11 protein-coding genes are annotated in these 12,294 nt (G+C 72.3%); 5 read left to right on the top strand and 6 right to left on the bottom strand.

From position 1 onward, the window contains the following. Positions 1-10: 10 nt before the first annotated feature. Genes ACW7GZ_RS03455 through ACW7GZ_RS03445 form a run of 3 tightly spaced genes read right to left on the bottom strand, consistent with a single transcriptional unit; the run spans position 11 to position 2,312 of the window. Positions 11-757 carry an ABC transporter ATP-binding protein gene (locus ACW7GZ_RS03455; protein WP_457002790.1) on the bottom strand — a complete coding sequence of 249 codons (747 nt, stop codon included), beginning with the start codon at positions 755-757 and terminating at the stop codon, positions 11-13. Between the two features lie 38 nt (positions 758-795). Continuing rightward, on the bottom strand, positions 796-1,008 hold the full coding sequence (locus ACW7GZ_RS03450) for a hypothetical protein (RefSeq protein WP_457007848.1): 213 nt from the start codon (positions 1,006-1,008) through the stop codon (positions 796-798). A gap of 2 nt (positions 1,009-1,010) precedes the next feature. After that, positions 1,011-2,312 carry an efflux RND transporter periplasmic adaptor subunit gene (locus ACW7GZ_RS03445; protein ID WP_457000911.1) on the bottom strand — a complete coding sequence of 434 codons (1,302 nt, stop codon included), beginning with the start codon at positions 2,310-2,312 and terminating at the stop codon, positions 1,011-1,013. Between the two features lie 195 nt (positions 2,313-2,507). Between ACW7GZ_RS03445 and glmS the strand changes: the two genes are divergently transcribed. The 5 genes from glmS to ACW7GZ_RS03420 all read left to right on the top strand — a co-directional run bounded on the left by glmS (position 2,508) and on the right by ACW7GZ_RS03420 (position 8,495). Further along, positions 2,508-4,337, top strand: coding sequence for a glutamine--fructose-6-phosphate transaminase (isomerizing) (glmS, locus tag ACW7GZ_RS03440; protein WP_457000912.1), 1,830 nt, complete (start codon positions 2,508-2,510; stop codon positions 4,335-4,337). Between the two features lie 103 nt (positions 4,338-4,440). Next, a complete protein-coding gene (locus ACW7GZ_RS03435; RefSeq protein WP_457007846.1) occupies positions 4,441-5,223 on the top strand; it encodes a DUF3348 family protein in 783 nt (260 codons plus the stop codon). Then, positions 5,220-7,292, top strand: coding sequence for a DUF802 domain-containing protein (locus ACW7GZ_RS03430; protein WP_457007844.1), 2,073 nt, complete (start codon positions 5,220-5,222; stop codon positions 7,290-7,292). The genes ACW7GZ_RS03435 and ACW7GZ_RS03430 overlap by 4 nt, the downstream gene beginning before the upstream one ends. Next, a complete protein-coding gene (locus ACW7GZ_RS03425) occupies positions 7,289-7,951 on the top strand; it encodes an OmpA family protein (RefSeq protein ID WP_457007842.1) in 663 nt (220 codons plus the stop codon). The genes ACW7GZ_RS03430 and ACW7GZ_RS03425 overlap by 4 nt, the downstream gene beginning before the upstream one ends. Then, positions 7,941-8,495, top strand: coding sequence for a DUF2894 domain-containing protein (locus ACW7GZ_RS03420; protein WP_457000918.1), 555 nt, complete (start codon positions 7,941-7,943; stop codon positions 8,493-8,495). The genes ACW7GZ_RS03425 and ACW7GZ_RS03420 overlap by 11 nt, the downstream gene beginning before the upstream one ends. Here ACW7GZ_RS03420 and ACW7GZ_RS03415 read toward each other — a convergent pair. From ACW7GZ_RS03415 to ACW7GZ_RS03405, 3 genes are all read right to left on the bottom strand, one after another. Continuing rightward, positions 8,492-9,904, bottom strand: coding sequence for a PQQ-dependent sugar dehydrogenase (locus ACW7GZ_RS03415; protein ID WP_457007840.1), 1,413 nt, complete (start codon positions 9,902-9,904; stop codon positions 8,492-8,494). The genes ACW7GZ_RS03420 and ACW7GZ_RS03415 overlap by 4 nt on opposite strands. Next, on the bottom strand, positions 9,901-10,326 hold the full coding sequence (locus tag ACW7GZ_RS03410; protein ID WP_457000922.1) for a DUF2231 domain-containing protein: 426 nt from the start codon (positions 10,324-10,326) through the stop codon (positions 9,901-9,903). The genes ACW7GZ_RS03415 and ACW7GZ_RS03410 overlap by 4 nt, the downstream gene beginning before the upstream one ends. Positions 10,327-10,480: 154 nt before the next feature. Next, positions 10,481-12,283: a Mur ligase family protein gene (locus ACW7GZ_RS03405; RefSeq protein WP_457007838.1), complete on the bottom strand. Its 1,803-nt coding sequence runs from the start codon at positions 12,281-12,283 to the stop codon at positions 10,481-10,483. Positions 12,284-12,294: the final 11 nt, after the last annotated feature.

Raw genomic sequence — 12,294 nt, 5'->3', positions numbered from 1 at the left:
GGCTGGGTCCTCAGGCGCCGGGTGCGGCGTCGGTGGCGGCTTCGGATTCAATGCGTTCGGCGCGCGCGGCCCGCGTCAGGCCCGGCTCCACCGACAGGTCGGTCGCCATGCCGTCGACGATGTGCACGTTGCGGTGCGCGCGCGCGGCAAGCTCCGGGTCGTGGGTGACCATGATGATGGTCGTGCCCTGCTGGTTGATGTCCTCCAGCAGCTCCAGCACGCTGCGCGCCATCTGCGTGTCGAGGTTGCCGGTGGGTTCGTCGGCCAGCAGCAGGCGCGGGCTGCCGGCAAGCGCGCGCGCGATCGCCGCGCGCTGCTGCTGGCCGCCCGACAGCTCCGCCGGGAAGTGCTTCATGCGCGATCCCAGCCCGACCATGCCCAGCGCGTCCTCGATGCGCAGCTTGCGCTCGTTGGCCGGCATGCCGCGGTAGCGCAGCGGCACGTCGACGTTGTCGAACAGGTTCAGGTCCGGGATCAGGTTGAAGCCCTGGAAGATGAAGCCGATCTTCTGATTGCGCAGCTTGCTGCGCTGGTTGTCGTTGAGGCCGCGCACGTCCTCGCCGTCGAGGTGGAACTCGCCGCCGGTGAAGGTCTCCAGCAGCCCGGCGATGTTGAGGAAGGTGGTCTTGCCCGAGCCCGAGGGCCCGGTGACGGCGACGAATTCGCCTTCCGCCACGCGCAGGTCGAGCGAGCGCAGCGCGTGCGTCTCGACCAGTTCGGTGCGATAGACCTTGGTGACCTGGCGCATGTCCAGCATGGCGGGAGTTCCCTGTTCGGAGCTGTGGTTGGCGTGCATCAGTTCACCCTGAACATGTCGGGCAGGCTCGATGCCGGAAGGAAGTGCTGCGGCGTCCGGGCGTGCTTGTGCTCGCCGTTGGCGGCCCGTGGCTGGGGCGCTTCGAGGCCGGTTTCAAAACGGTAGATCTCGCTCAGCCGGCGCGGCACGGCGTCGGCCAGTTCGGTCGAGCTCCAGTGCAGGTGGTGGGGGAAGCCGGTCATTGCGTTCATGGTCACTCTCCGGAAATGCGGACGCGGTCCGCCTGCTCGAACTGGTCACTGCCGGACACGACGATGCGCTCGCCGGGTTGCAGTCCTGAAAGGATTTCGACGGCCGACAGGCTGGACACGCCGGCCTGGATCGCACGCCGCTCGGCGCTGCCGCCCTGCACGACGTAGGCGAAGTTGCCGCCGTCCTGCTCCAGGAAGGGGCCGCGCTCGACCATCAGCACGTCCTCGCGCGTGTCCATCACGATCCGCGCCGACAGGCGCTGGTTCTGGCGCAGGCCGGGCGGCTGGTCGCCGTCTGCGAAGCGCAGGCGGGCATTGACCTCGCCGTTCACGACTTCGGGCGACACCGCGGAAATCTCCGCCGGCCACTGCTTGCCGACGCTGGTGACCTGGGCCGGCATGCCGATGCCGAGGTCGCGGGCGAAGCTCTCCGGCACCTTGATCTCGACCTCGAACTGCGACAGGTCGACCACGCCAAGAATCGGCGCGTTGGCCGCCACGTTCGTGCCCTGCGCGATCTGCACCTGGCCGACCTGGCCGTCAAAGGGCGCGCGCAGGGTCAGCGCATCCACCTGGCGACGCAGTTCGCCGACCACGGCCTCCTGGCGCTCGGCCAAAAGGCGCTTGTTGCCGGCGTCGATGCCCGCGCCCTGGCCCTGCAGCGAGAAGTCCTGGCGCGCCGCGGCGACGCCGATTTCGGCCTTCTTCAATCCGTCCAGCGCGCGGTCGTAGTCGTTGCGCGACACCGCGCCGCCCTCGAATGCGCGCTGGTAGCGCTCGACGTCGCGCTGCGCGGCGACCTGCTCGATCAGCGCCTGGTCAAGCAGCTTTTGCGCGTCCGACCGGGTGAGCCGCGCGTCGAGCACTGCGCGATTGGCTTCGCCCTGCAGGCTGGCCAAGGTGGATTCCTCCTGCACCAGCTTGCTGCGCAGCTCGGGGCTGTCGATCACTGCGAGTTCCTGGCCCTGTTCCACCGCGTCGCCGGCGACGACCTTGAGCGCCACGGTGCCGCCCGCGATCGCGTACAGCGTCGGGCTGTTGGCGGCGATCACGCGGCCGTCGGCGGACAGGTCGCGCACCAGGTCACCGCGGACCACCTCGGCGATGCGAATGCGCGACGCGTCGTGCGAGCGCCCGCCGCCGCTCCAGCCAACCGCGACCCAGATGGCCAGGCCAAGCAGCACCACGGCCGCCGCGCCCCCCGCCACCCACGGCTTGCGCAGGTTCCGGCGCGTGGATGACGCGGCCGCAGGAACATGGTCCTGGGCGGAGGTGTCGCGGATGCGGGAGCGGGAAGAGTCCATGGCGGGAGGGCGCTGTCAGAAGGATGGTCTGCCCTGTGTATCCGCAAGGGTCGTGCCAACTGCAAGTCATTGATTTTATTTGATTGGTCCGCAGTGTCCGGGTGTCCGCGCGGACAGTCGCAGCGTCCGCGCGGACGGTCCCGCGGGCTTTCCCCGTTAAACTGGCAGGTCACCAACCCAGGGGTTCATCTGCTTATGTGCGGCATCGTCGGCGCGATTGCGGATCGCGATGTGGTTCCGGTCCTCATCGAAGGACTCAAGCGTCTCGAATACCGTGGCTACGACTCCGCCGGCATCGCCGTGGTCGATGGCGCCGACATCCGCCGCGTGCGCCGTACCGGTCGCGTGTCGGAGATGGAAGGTGCCGCCGGCAGCGAAGGCTTCTCGGCCACGCTCGGCATCGGCCATACCCGCTGGGCCACGCACGGCGGGGTGACGGAATCTAACGCGCACCCGCACGTCAGCCACGGTGTGGCCCTGGTGCACAACGGCATCATCGAGAACCACGAGCAGCAGCGCGAGCGCCTGCGCGGGCTGGGCTATGAATTCGAATCGCAAACCGATACCGAGGTCATCGCGCACCTGATCCACCATTACCTGCAGGACGGCGCCGACCTGCTTGGCGCGCTGCAGCGCACGGTCAAGGAGCTGCACGGTGCCTATGCGCTGGCCGTGGTCAGCCGCAAGGAGCCGGAGCGCATGGTGGTCGCGCGCATGGGCTGCCCGCTGCTCATCGGTCTGGGCGAGGGCGAGAACTTCGTCGCCTCCGACGTCTCCGCGATCCTGCAGGCCACGCGCAGGGTGATCTTCCTTGAAGAAGGCGACACCGCCGAGATCACGCGCGAAGGCGTGAACGTGTTCGGCGAGGACGACCAGCCGGTGCTGCGCGAAGAGCACCTGTCCGACGTCTCGCTGGCGTCGCTGGAGCTGGGTCCCTACCGCCACTTCATGCAGAAGGAGATCCACGAGCAGCCGCGCGCGCTGGGCGACACCATGGAGGCGATCATCGACGCCGGTGCGTTCGAGCCCACGCTGTTCGGCAAGGATGCCGAGGCCGTGCTGCGGGGGATCGAGGGCGTGCAGATCCTCGCCTGCGGTACCAGCTTCTATTCCGGCTCCGTGGCGCGCTACTGGATCGAGGCGATCAGCGGGCTGCCGTGCAGCGTCGAGATCGCCAGCGAGTACCGTTACCGCACCGCGGTGGCCAACCCGAAGCACCTGGTGGTCACCATTTCCCAGTCGGGCGAAACGCTCGACACGATGGAAGCGCTGAAGTACGCCAAGTCGCTCGGCCACGAACACACGCTGTCGATCTGCAACGTGCCTGAAAGTGCGATCCCGCGCGCCAGCAAGCTGGTGTTCTACACCCGTGCCGGCGCCGAGATCGGCGTCGCTTCGACCAAGGCTTTCACCACCCAGCTGGTCGGCCTGTTCGCGCTGGCGGCCACGCTTGCCAAGCTCAACGGCCGGCTGTCGGAAGAGAAGGAAGCGGAATACATCGAAGCGCTGCGCCATCTGCCGGGCAGCGTGCAGCACGCGCTGAACCTGGAGCCGCAGATCGCGCTGTGGTCGGAGAGCTTCACGCCCCGGCAGCACGCGCTGTTCCTCGGCCGCGGCGTGCACTACCCGATCGCGCTCGAGGGCGCGCTCAAGCTCAAGGAGATCTCGTACATCCATGCCGAGGCCTATCCCGCTGGCGAGCTCAAGCACGGCCCGCTGGCGCTGGTGGACGACGCCATGCCGGTGGTGGTGATCGCGCCCAACGACAGCCTGCTGGAGAAGGTGAAGTCGAACATGCAGGAAGTGCGCGCGCGCGGCGGCGAGCTGTTCGTGTTCACCGACGCCGACAGCAACTTCAGCGCGAGCGAGGGCGTGCACGTGATCCGTACCCCGCGCCACGTCGGCGTGCTGAGCCCGATCGTGCACACGATCCCGGTGCAGATGCTGGCCTACCACGTCGCGCTGGCGCGCGGCACCGACGTCGACAAGCCGCGGAACCTGGCGAAGAGCGTGACGGTGGAGTAACCGGCGCCCGTCCGTCTCCCGGTCCCGGTCCCGGTCCGGGGCAGCGGGCAGCGGGCAGCGCCCGGCGGCAACGCGCTAAAATGGTCGTTTTTTGGCCACCAGCATGCTTGAACACCGCACCCGGGCGCCCGTCCCGGGCGCCGCGCTGCCCAGGCTGCTGGCCCGGCTGGCCGGCGTCGAACCTGGCCGGCAGGCGCGGTCCCCGGCGGACGTGCTGGGCGACTGGCTGGACTGGCAGCGCGCCGTGGCCCTGTCGCGGGCGCTCGACGACGCGCCCGCAGGCCGGGACGACGGCGAGGATTCCGGTGCCGCCACCAGCCCCGTCGCGGCGGCCGATGGCCCGACGGATCGCGCCGGCGCCACGCCGGATGAGGACGCCGCCGCTGAATGCCTGCGCCTGCGCGGCGTGCTGCAAGAGGCCATCGACGCCGCCGCCCGCGACTGGACGCTGCCGCTGCATCCGCGTGCGGGTGAGGACGGCAGCGGTGCCGCCGCGGGTGCCGCCGCCGTGCAGCGCCACTGCCAGGGGCTGCAGCGCGACATGCAGTCGGCGAGCGGGCGCCTGCGCGGCGAGCTGCGCGAGCGCCTGGCGCGGCGCGCCGACGGCCAGGCGCGGCTGGCCGCGGTCGATGCGGTGATGGAAGGCCTGCTGGCGCCACGGGAACACGCGCTGCTGGTCCCGGTCGTCCCCGCGCTGGTCGCGCGCTTCAAGCGCCTGCACGTGCTCCATGCCGACGCCGCGGCGCCGGCGAACCTGGATCCCGGCGCGTGGCGCGCCGGCTTCCGCGACGAGGCGCGGCAGGTGCTGTCGGCCGAACTCGACCTCCGTTTCCACCCCATCGAAGCCCTGCTTTCCGCGCTTCGCAGCCCAGGCCCGGACGCATGAAAAGAACCCTCCTCGACAGCCTCGTTTTCGCCCTCGGCCTGCTGGTCGTGTGCTGGATCGGCGCGGGATACATCGGCAGCCACGCGCTGGCGCTGGCGGTCACCGCCCTGATCGGCGCGCTGTACCTCATCGGTGGCGTCGAGCTGTACCGCTACCGGCAGGCGACCGCTGGCCTGGTCGCCGCGCTGGACGCGCCGCCCGGGCCGGACGGCCTGGCCGCCTGGCTGGCGGGCCTCGATCCGACGCTGCGCGGCGCGGTGCGCCAGCGCATCGACAGCGGCCAGGCACCGCTGCCGGCGCCCGCGCTCACGCCCTACCTGGTCGGCCTGCTGGTGCTGCTGGGCATGCTCGGCACCCTGCTGGGCATGCTGGTCACCCTGCGCGGCACCGGCATCGCGCTGCAGTCGGCGAGCGACCTGCAGGCGGTGCGCGATTCGCTGGCGGCGCCGGTGGAGGGCCTGGGCGTGGCCTTCGGCACCTCGATCGCGGGCGTGGCCGCCTCGGCCATGCTCGGGCTGCTGGCTGCGCTGTGCCGCCGCGAGCGCGCGGAGACGGTGCGCCTGCTCGATGCCGCGAGCGTGGATGGCCTGCGCGTGCATACCCGCGCCCACCAGCGCGATGAATCGCTGCGCCTGATGCAGGCGCAGGCCGACGCGATGCCGGCCCTGGTCGAGCGCCTGGAGACCATGGCCGCGGCGATGGAGCGGCAGGCCCAGGCCGCGCACGACCGCCAGGCCTCGCAGCAGGACGCCTTCCATGCCGGCAGCACGGTGGCGTGGGAGCGGCTGGCCGGCACGCTGTCGGCGGCGCTGGAACGCGGCGCGGCCGACAGCGCGCGCGCGGCCGTCGAGGCCGTGCAGCCGGCCGTCGCTGCGGCCATGGACACGGTCACGCGCGAAGCCGCGCAACTCAACGCGACGGTCGCCGCGTCGGTCGACCGCCAGCTGGCCGCGCTCGACGCCGGCTTTGAAAGCAGCTCGACCGCCGCCACGACGCTGTGGCAGCGTGCGCTGGCCGAGCAGGCCGGGTCGCAGCAGGTTCTGGCCGAAGCGCTGCGCACGGGCCTGGACGCGGCGGGCGAACGCCTCGTGGAGCGCACCGGCGGCATGGTCGAGGAGGTGGCGTCGCGCCTGGAGGCCACCACGGCCCAGCTCGCTACCGCCTGGGACGGGGCGCTCGCGCGCCAGCAGGCCCAGCACGATGCCCTGGCCGAGCGCCACGGGCAGGCGCTGGACGCGGCCGGCGCGGCCTTTGCCGGCCAATCGATGACCCTGCTCGAGCAGCTTGAAGGCACCCATGCCCGCCTGCAGTCCGCGCTCTCGGAACAGGACGGGCAGCGCCTGGCGGCCTGGCAGGACCAGCTCGCAACGATGGCCGCTTCGCTGCGCGAGGACTGGGCCCGCGCCGGTGAGGACGCCGCGCAGCGGCACGAGGCCGTGGCCTCGGCCCTGGCCGCTGCCGCCGCCGACATCGGCGCGCAGTCGCAGGCGCACGCCGCCGCGACCATCGCCGAGATATCGACCCTGGTGGAGGCCGCGTCGGAGGCGCCGCGAGCCGCCGCCGAGGTGGTCGCCGAGCTCCGTCAGAAGCTCTCCGACAGCATGGTGCGCGACACCGCGATGCTGGCCGAACGCAGCCAGCTGATGGAGACCCTGTCGACCCTGCTGGACGCCGTGAACCACGCCTCCACCGAGCAGCGCGGTGCGATCGATGCCCTGGTGTCGACCACCTCCACGCTGCTGGAACAGGCCGGCGGCCGCTTCGGCGAACAGGTCGAGGCCGGCACCGGAGCGATCGACGCCGCGGTGGCGCGCCTGGACGCGGGTGCGACCAGCGTGGCCGGCCTGGGCGAGGCGCTGGCCGGCGCCGTGCAGCAGTTCGGTGAGCGCAGCACGGAGCTGACCGGGCGCCTGGACGGCATCGCCGCCGCGCTCGACGCCTCGGGCACGCGCAGCGACGAACAGCTGGCCTACTACGTGGCCCAGGCGCGCGAGCTGGTCGACCTGAGCGTGCTCGCGCAGAAGCACATCATCGCCGAGCTCCGCCAGCTGCCCGGCGCCGCGGCATGAGCCTGGAGGTCGAGGGCGACGTCGATTCCACGGTCCCGGTGTGGGCCGCGTTCGGCGACCTGATGTCGGTGCTGCTGGGCGTGTTCGTGTTGATCCTGGTGGGCGTGATCGGCGTGCAGCTGCACCTCGAGGCCAGGCTGGCCGAAGAAGTCGCGCAGCGCGAGGTCGAACACCAGCGCCGCGTGGCACTCGAGCAGGCGCTGGCCGCCCCGCTGGCCAGCGGCCGCATCACCCTGGTTGACGGCCGCATCGGCATCAGCGGCAGCGTGCTGTTCGCACTCGGCTCCGACCGCCTGCAGCCCGAGGGCGAGGCGCTGCTGGACAGCCTGGCCGCGCCGCTGGCCGGCTTCCTGGCCGGCCGCGACGAGATCCTGATGGTCAGCGGCTTCACCGACGACCGCCTGGTGCGCGGCGACAGCCAGCGCTACGCCGACAACTGGGAGCTGTCCGCGCAGCGCGCGCTGACCGTGACCCGCGCGCTGGTGGCGCAGGGCGTGCCGGCGTCCTCGGTGTTCGCCGCGGCTTTCGGCGCCGAACAGCCGGTCGACAGCAACGCGCACGCCGAAGGCCGCGCGCGAAACCGCCGCGTCGAGATGGCCCCGGTACCGCGGCAGCAGCATGGGCAGAAGCCGGGCTCGCAGGTTGCGCATGGGCGGTAGCGACTTCCGGGACAGTGCGGCACAGGCGCCGCAGGACGCGGATGCCGCGCAGTTGCCGGAGTCGCGGACCGCGGCATCGGCAGCCGCGGAACCGATGGCGCAGCCGCTTGCAGGGCTGCTCGATGCCCTCGAACGCTGGCCCATCGAACGACAGGTGCTGGCCGACGGGATCGACCTGGGCTTGCCCGCACCCGCGCACTGGCCGGCACTCCCGGCGCTGGATGGCGTTCGCGAGCTGTGGGCAGGGCTGCGCAACCGCGAGCAGGTGCGGCGCGCGCTGGCGCCGACGCCCGACGATGCGGGGCCGCTCAATTCGGGCGCGCTGGCGGGACGGATGCTGCGCCTGATGCAGGCGCAGTCGCCGGATTACCTGCGGCGGTTCACCGCCTACATCGACATGCTGGCGGACCTGCAGGAGCTGCAGGCCCGCGTCGTGTCGGCCGGCGGGGACGCCGGCCGCGGCGTGGATGGGTCGCCGGTCCGGACGCGCGCGAAGGCGCGCCGGGGCCGGGGAGCGGCACGCCCCCCGGCGGACGCCGGCTAGGAGCGGGTCGCGGGGCCGTTCGACTCCGCTGCGTTGCCGTCCGCGTCAGCGGCGGGGGCGCCGTCGGCGCCGGTATCGGTGTCGCTGTCGGCATCCACGTCCGGCGCCACCGCCGGGCCACCCACGCGCGACACGCGCCAGATGATGTTGGCCAGGTCGTCGGCGATGACCACCGCGCCGCGCGGGTCGACGGTCACGCCCACCGGGCGGCCGCGGGTGGTGCCGTCGTCGTCGCGGAAGCCGGTGGCGAAGTCGATCGGATCACCCGCCGGGCTGCCGTTGCGGAACGGCACGAACACCACCTTGTAGCCGGAGGGATCCGGACGGTTCCAGCTGCCGTGCATGCCGACGAAGGCGCCGTCGGCGAACTCCGGGCCCATCACCGGGCTGGAGAAGTCGACGCCAAGCGACGCCACGTGCGCGCCCAGGCTGTAGTCCGGCGTGATCGAGGCGGCGACCTTGTCCGGGTTTTCCGGCTTGACGCGGGTGTCGACATGGTTGCCCCAGTACGCCCAGGGCCAGCCGTAGAAGCCGCCGTCGCGCACGGAGGTGAGGTAGTCGGGCACGAGGTCGGGTCCGATCTCGTCGCGCTCGTTGACCACGGCCCAGAGCTGGCCGCTGCCGGGCTGGATCGCCAGCGCGGTGGGGTTGCGCAGGCCGGTCGCGTACGGGCGGTGCATGCCGGTGGCGACGTCGATCTCCCAGACCCGCGCGCGGTCCTGCTCGGCGAGCATGCCGCGCTCGGTGATGTTGCTGTTGGAGCCGATGCCGACGTACAGGAAGCGGCCGTCGCTGCTGGCCGCCATCGCCTTGGTCCAGTGGTGGTTGATCTCCGAAGGCAACAGCGTCAGCACCTCAGGCTCGGCGGCGCTGGCCTGGGTCTGGCCGGACTGGTAGTCGAAGCGCACCACCGCGTCCTGGTTGGCGACGAACAGGTCGTCGCCGACCAGGGCCATGCCATAGGGCGCGTTGAGGCCGTCGGCGAAGACGGTCTGCAGCTCGTAGTTGCCGTCGCCGTCGGCGTCGCGCAGCAGGGTCAGGCGGTTGCCGCTCTTCACCCCGGTGGTGCCGGCGGCCTTGATCGGGCCGGCGATGATGTCCTTGGGCTTGAGCTTGGGCGCGTTGCCGCCGCGGCCTTCGGCGACCAGGATGTCGCCGTTGGGCAGCACCAGGGTCTGGCGCGGGATGCCCAGGCCGGTGGCGATGGCGCGGACCTCGAAGCCCTCGGGCACGACCGGAAGGCGGTCGCCCCACTCGGACGGATCGGCGATCACCATCTGCGGCAGCAGGCCGCGCTTCGGCTCGGGCAGGTTGACCTCGGAGCCGTACTGCATCGGGCCCGGGTCGGGGTTGCAGGCGGCGAGGACCACCGCGGACGTGGCAAGGGCAAGCAGGCTCAGGCGGTTCATTCCACACCTCCGATGCGCGGGGCACGGACCGCGAAGCAGGTCGCCACGATGGCGAGGATGACGGTGGCCACCGACAGCACCAGGCCGCCGGGCATGCTGGCCCAGGCGTCGCGTGCGTGCATCAGCGCGTTGAAGAAGCCGACGACCCAGGTCGCCAGCAGCAGGACGAAGTGCAGCAGCGAGCCCGGCGTGCGGCGCGAGGGCAGCAGGCCGACGAGCGCGGACACCAGCGCCACGCCCGCGACCACCAGGCCGCCGGTGATCAGCCAGGACGCGAAATTGTTCCACTGGATCTCGAACGTCCGCGCATAGGCGATGTCGCCGAGCAGGGCAGCGAGGAGCAGGGTGGTCGCACCGCCGAGCAGCAGTGCGTGGACGGGATGAAAAGCCGGTACGGGCCGGCGTTCGATAGTCGAAGCCATGGGGGTCCTTCGGAGAGCGGGCGCCGGTGCGGCGTCGGGAGGATTGCGGCATCCCACGCGCGGCGTGGGGCCCATTCATCCTAAGCCAGGGCTCCCTCACGATGGGGGCTTGCCCCGGGACGCTGCGTTCCCGATGCGACGGTCGCTGCCGCCGTCAGTCGCGTGGCAGCGCCCCGGGCAGCGGGTCGCCCGGCGACCAGCCCAGGGCCTGCAGCCGGTCCAGCAGCGCGACCACGCGCGCGCGCGCGCCGGCTCCGTGGACCGGCAGCACGAGGCTGTCGCCCGCGCGCGCGCCGGCCAGGACCAGGCGCGCGGCCTCGGCTTCGTCCAGGCATTCGACGATGGCCCCGGCCGCCACGCCGCCGCGCAGCAGCGCCTCGCGCAGCAGCCGCGCCACCGCGCCGCTCTCGCGGCCGCGCATGTAGGCGCTGTCCATGTCCTTGAGCACGACGTGGTCGGGCCGGAACGAGGCGGCGGTGGCGGCAAGCTCGGCGATGGCCTCGTCGCTGCGGTTGCCGGCCTGGCCCAGCAGCAGGTGCAGCCGGCCGCCGGCATGGTGCGCCTGGCGCACCAGCCCGAGCAGGTGCTGCAGGCCGTCGGGGTTGTGCGCGTAGTCGACGTAGGCCTGCACGCCGCCGCCCAGGATCCAGCGCTGCAGGCGGCCGGGATTGTCGCCGTGGGCGCGGCCGAAGCGCGCGAGCACGGCGCGGATGGTGTCCGGCGCGATGCCGAGGCCGGCGGCGGCCAGCGCGGCGGCGGCGCAGTTCTGGACGTTGTGCGCGGCCAGGCCGCCAAGCGTCAGGGGCATGTCGGCGACCGCGCCCAGGTCATGGGCCGCGGCTCCGTCGAACAGCTGCAGCCGGCCGTCGCGCACTCCGCAGCTGCGGCGGCCATCGGCGCGTGCCTCCGCCAGCAGTGGATGGTCGTCGCTGGTGGAGAACCAGGCCGGTGCCGCGTCGAGCCCGGCGGCATGCCGGCGCAGCGGGTCGTTGTCGGCGTTGAGCACAAGGGTGCCTGCGCCGTCGATGGCGCGGGCCACGGTCAGCTTGACCTCGGCCAGGCCGTCGAGGTCGTGGATGCCGTACTCGCCGAAGTGGTCGGGGCTGACGTTGGTGACCACGGCCACGTCGGCGTGCGCAACGCCCAGCCCGCGGCGCAGCAGGCCGCCGCGCGCGGTCTCCAGGATCGCGGCCTGCGCCTGGCGGTTGCGCAGCAGCGCGCGCGCGCCGCCCGGGCCGGAGTAGTCGCCGTCCTCGATCAGCGCGCCGTCGAGGTAGATGCCGTCGGTGCAGCTGTTGGCGGTGTGCCAGCCGTTCGCGATGGCCATCGCGGTGAGCAGGCGCACGGTGGTGGTCTTGCCGTTGGAGCCGGTGACCAGGGCGACGGGGATCGCATGCAGCTCCTGCCAGGGCACCTCGTGGGGAAGCGGCAGCGCCGGGTTGTCCCAGGTGCGGCTGCCGGTGCCCAGGCCGATCGAGAGCTGTTCGTCGTCGAGCAGCAGCGGCAACCCGTGGCCAAGGGCGCTTTCGCGAAGCGCCTGCAGGCGGGGAAGGTGTTCGGCGTCGGCGGCGGCGCGCAGGATGCGGAGCGCGGCGTCGTCATCGTCGATCGGGGCGTGGGCGGGCTGCAGGGCGGCGTCGCCGGTGTCGATGCCGGCCTCGGCAAGCACCGACAGCCAGGCCCATTCGTTGACCTCGGTGGCGGCGTACAGCCGGTCGGCCGGCGCCGCGAAGGCGAGGCTGGCGCCGGTGGCGTGTTCGCGCACCCGGACCGGGCCATCGGGCCAGCCCAGGGAAGCGCGTGCACGCGCGATCCGCTGCCTCCAGCCGTCGACCAGGACGCGTGGAACCGGCGCGCCGACCCCGGTTTCCAGCACCGCGCCGGCGTCGGCGAAGTACAGGTTCGGACCGGTCAGGCGGCGTGAGTCGTCGAAGGGCAGCGGCGCGGGTGCGGTCATCGGGCGTGCGG

This window comes from Luteimonas sp. A537 (assembly GCF_054052065.1).
This window is presented reverse-complemented; position numbering and strand designations above follow the sequence as displayed.

Coding starts and splice junctions, on each gene's coding strand:
- ACW7GZ_RS03455 (WP_457002790.1), bottom strand. CDS start 757: ATGCTGGACATGCGCCAGGTCACCAAGGTCTATCGCACCGAACTGGTC.
- ACW7GZ_RS03425 (WP_457007842.1), top strand. CDS start 7,289: ATGAGCCTGGAGGTCGAGGGCGACGTCGATTCCACGGTCCCGGTGTGG.
- ACW7GZ_RS03435 (WP_457007846.1), top strand. CDS start 4,441: ATGCTTGAACACCGCACCCGGGCGCCCGTCCCGGGCGCCGCGCTGCCC.
- ACW7GZ_RS03415 (WP_457007840.1), bottom strand. CDS start 9,904: ATGAACCGCCTGAGCCTGCTTGCCCTTGCCACGTCCGCGGTGGTCCTC.
- glmS (WP_457000912.1), top strand. CDS start 2,508: ATGTGCGGCATCGTCGGCGCGATTGCGGATCGCGATGTGGTTCCGGTC.
- ACW7GZ_RS03430 (WP_457007844.1), top strand. CDS start 5,220: ATGAAAAGAACCCTCCTCGACAGCCTCGTTTTCGCCCTCGGCCTGCTG.
- ACW7GZ_RS03445 (WP_457000911.1), bottom strand. CDS start 2,312: ATGGACTCTTCCCGCTCCCGCATCCGCGACACCTCCGCCCAGGACCAT.
- ACW7GZ_RS03420 (WP_457000918.1), top strand. CDS start 7,941: ATGGGCGGTAGCGACTTCCGGGACAGTGCGGCACAGGCGCCGCAGGAC.
- ACW7GZ_RS03410 (WP_457000922.1), bottom strand. CDS start 10,326: ATGGCTTCGACTATCGAACGCCGGCCCGTACCGGCTTTTCATCCCGTC.
- ACW7GZ_RS03450 (WP_457007848.1), bottom strand. CDS start 1,008: ATGAACGCAATGACCGGCTTCCCCCACCACCTGCACTGGAGCTCGACC.
- ACW7GZ_RS03405 (WP_457007838.1), bottom strand. CDS start 12,283: ATGACCGCACCCGCGCCGCTGCCCTTCGACGACTCACGCCGCCTGACC.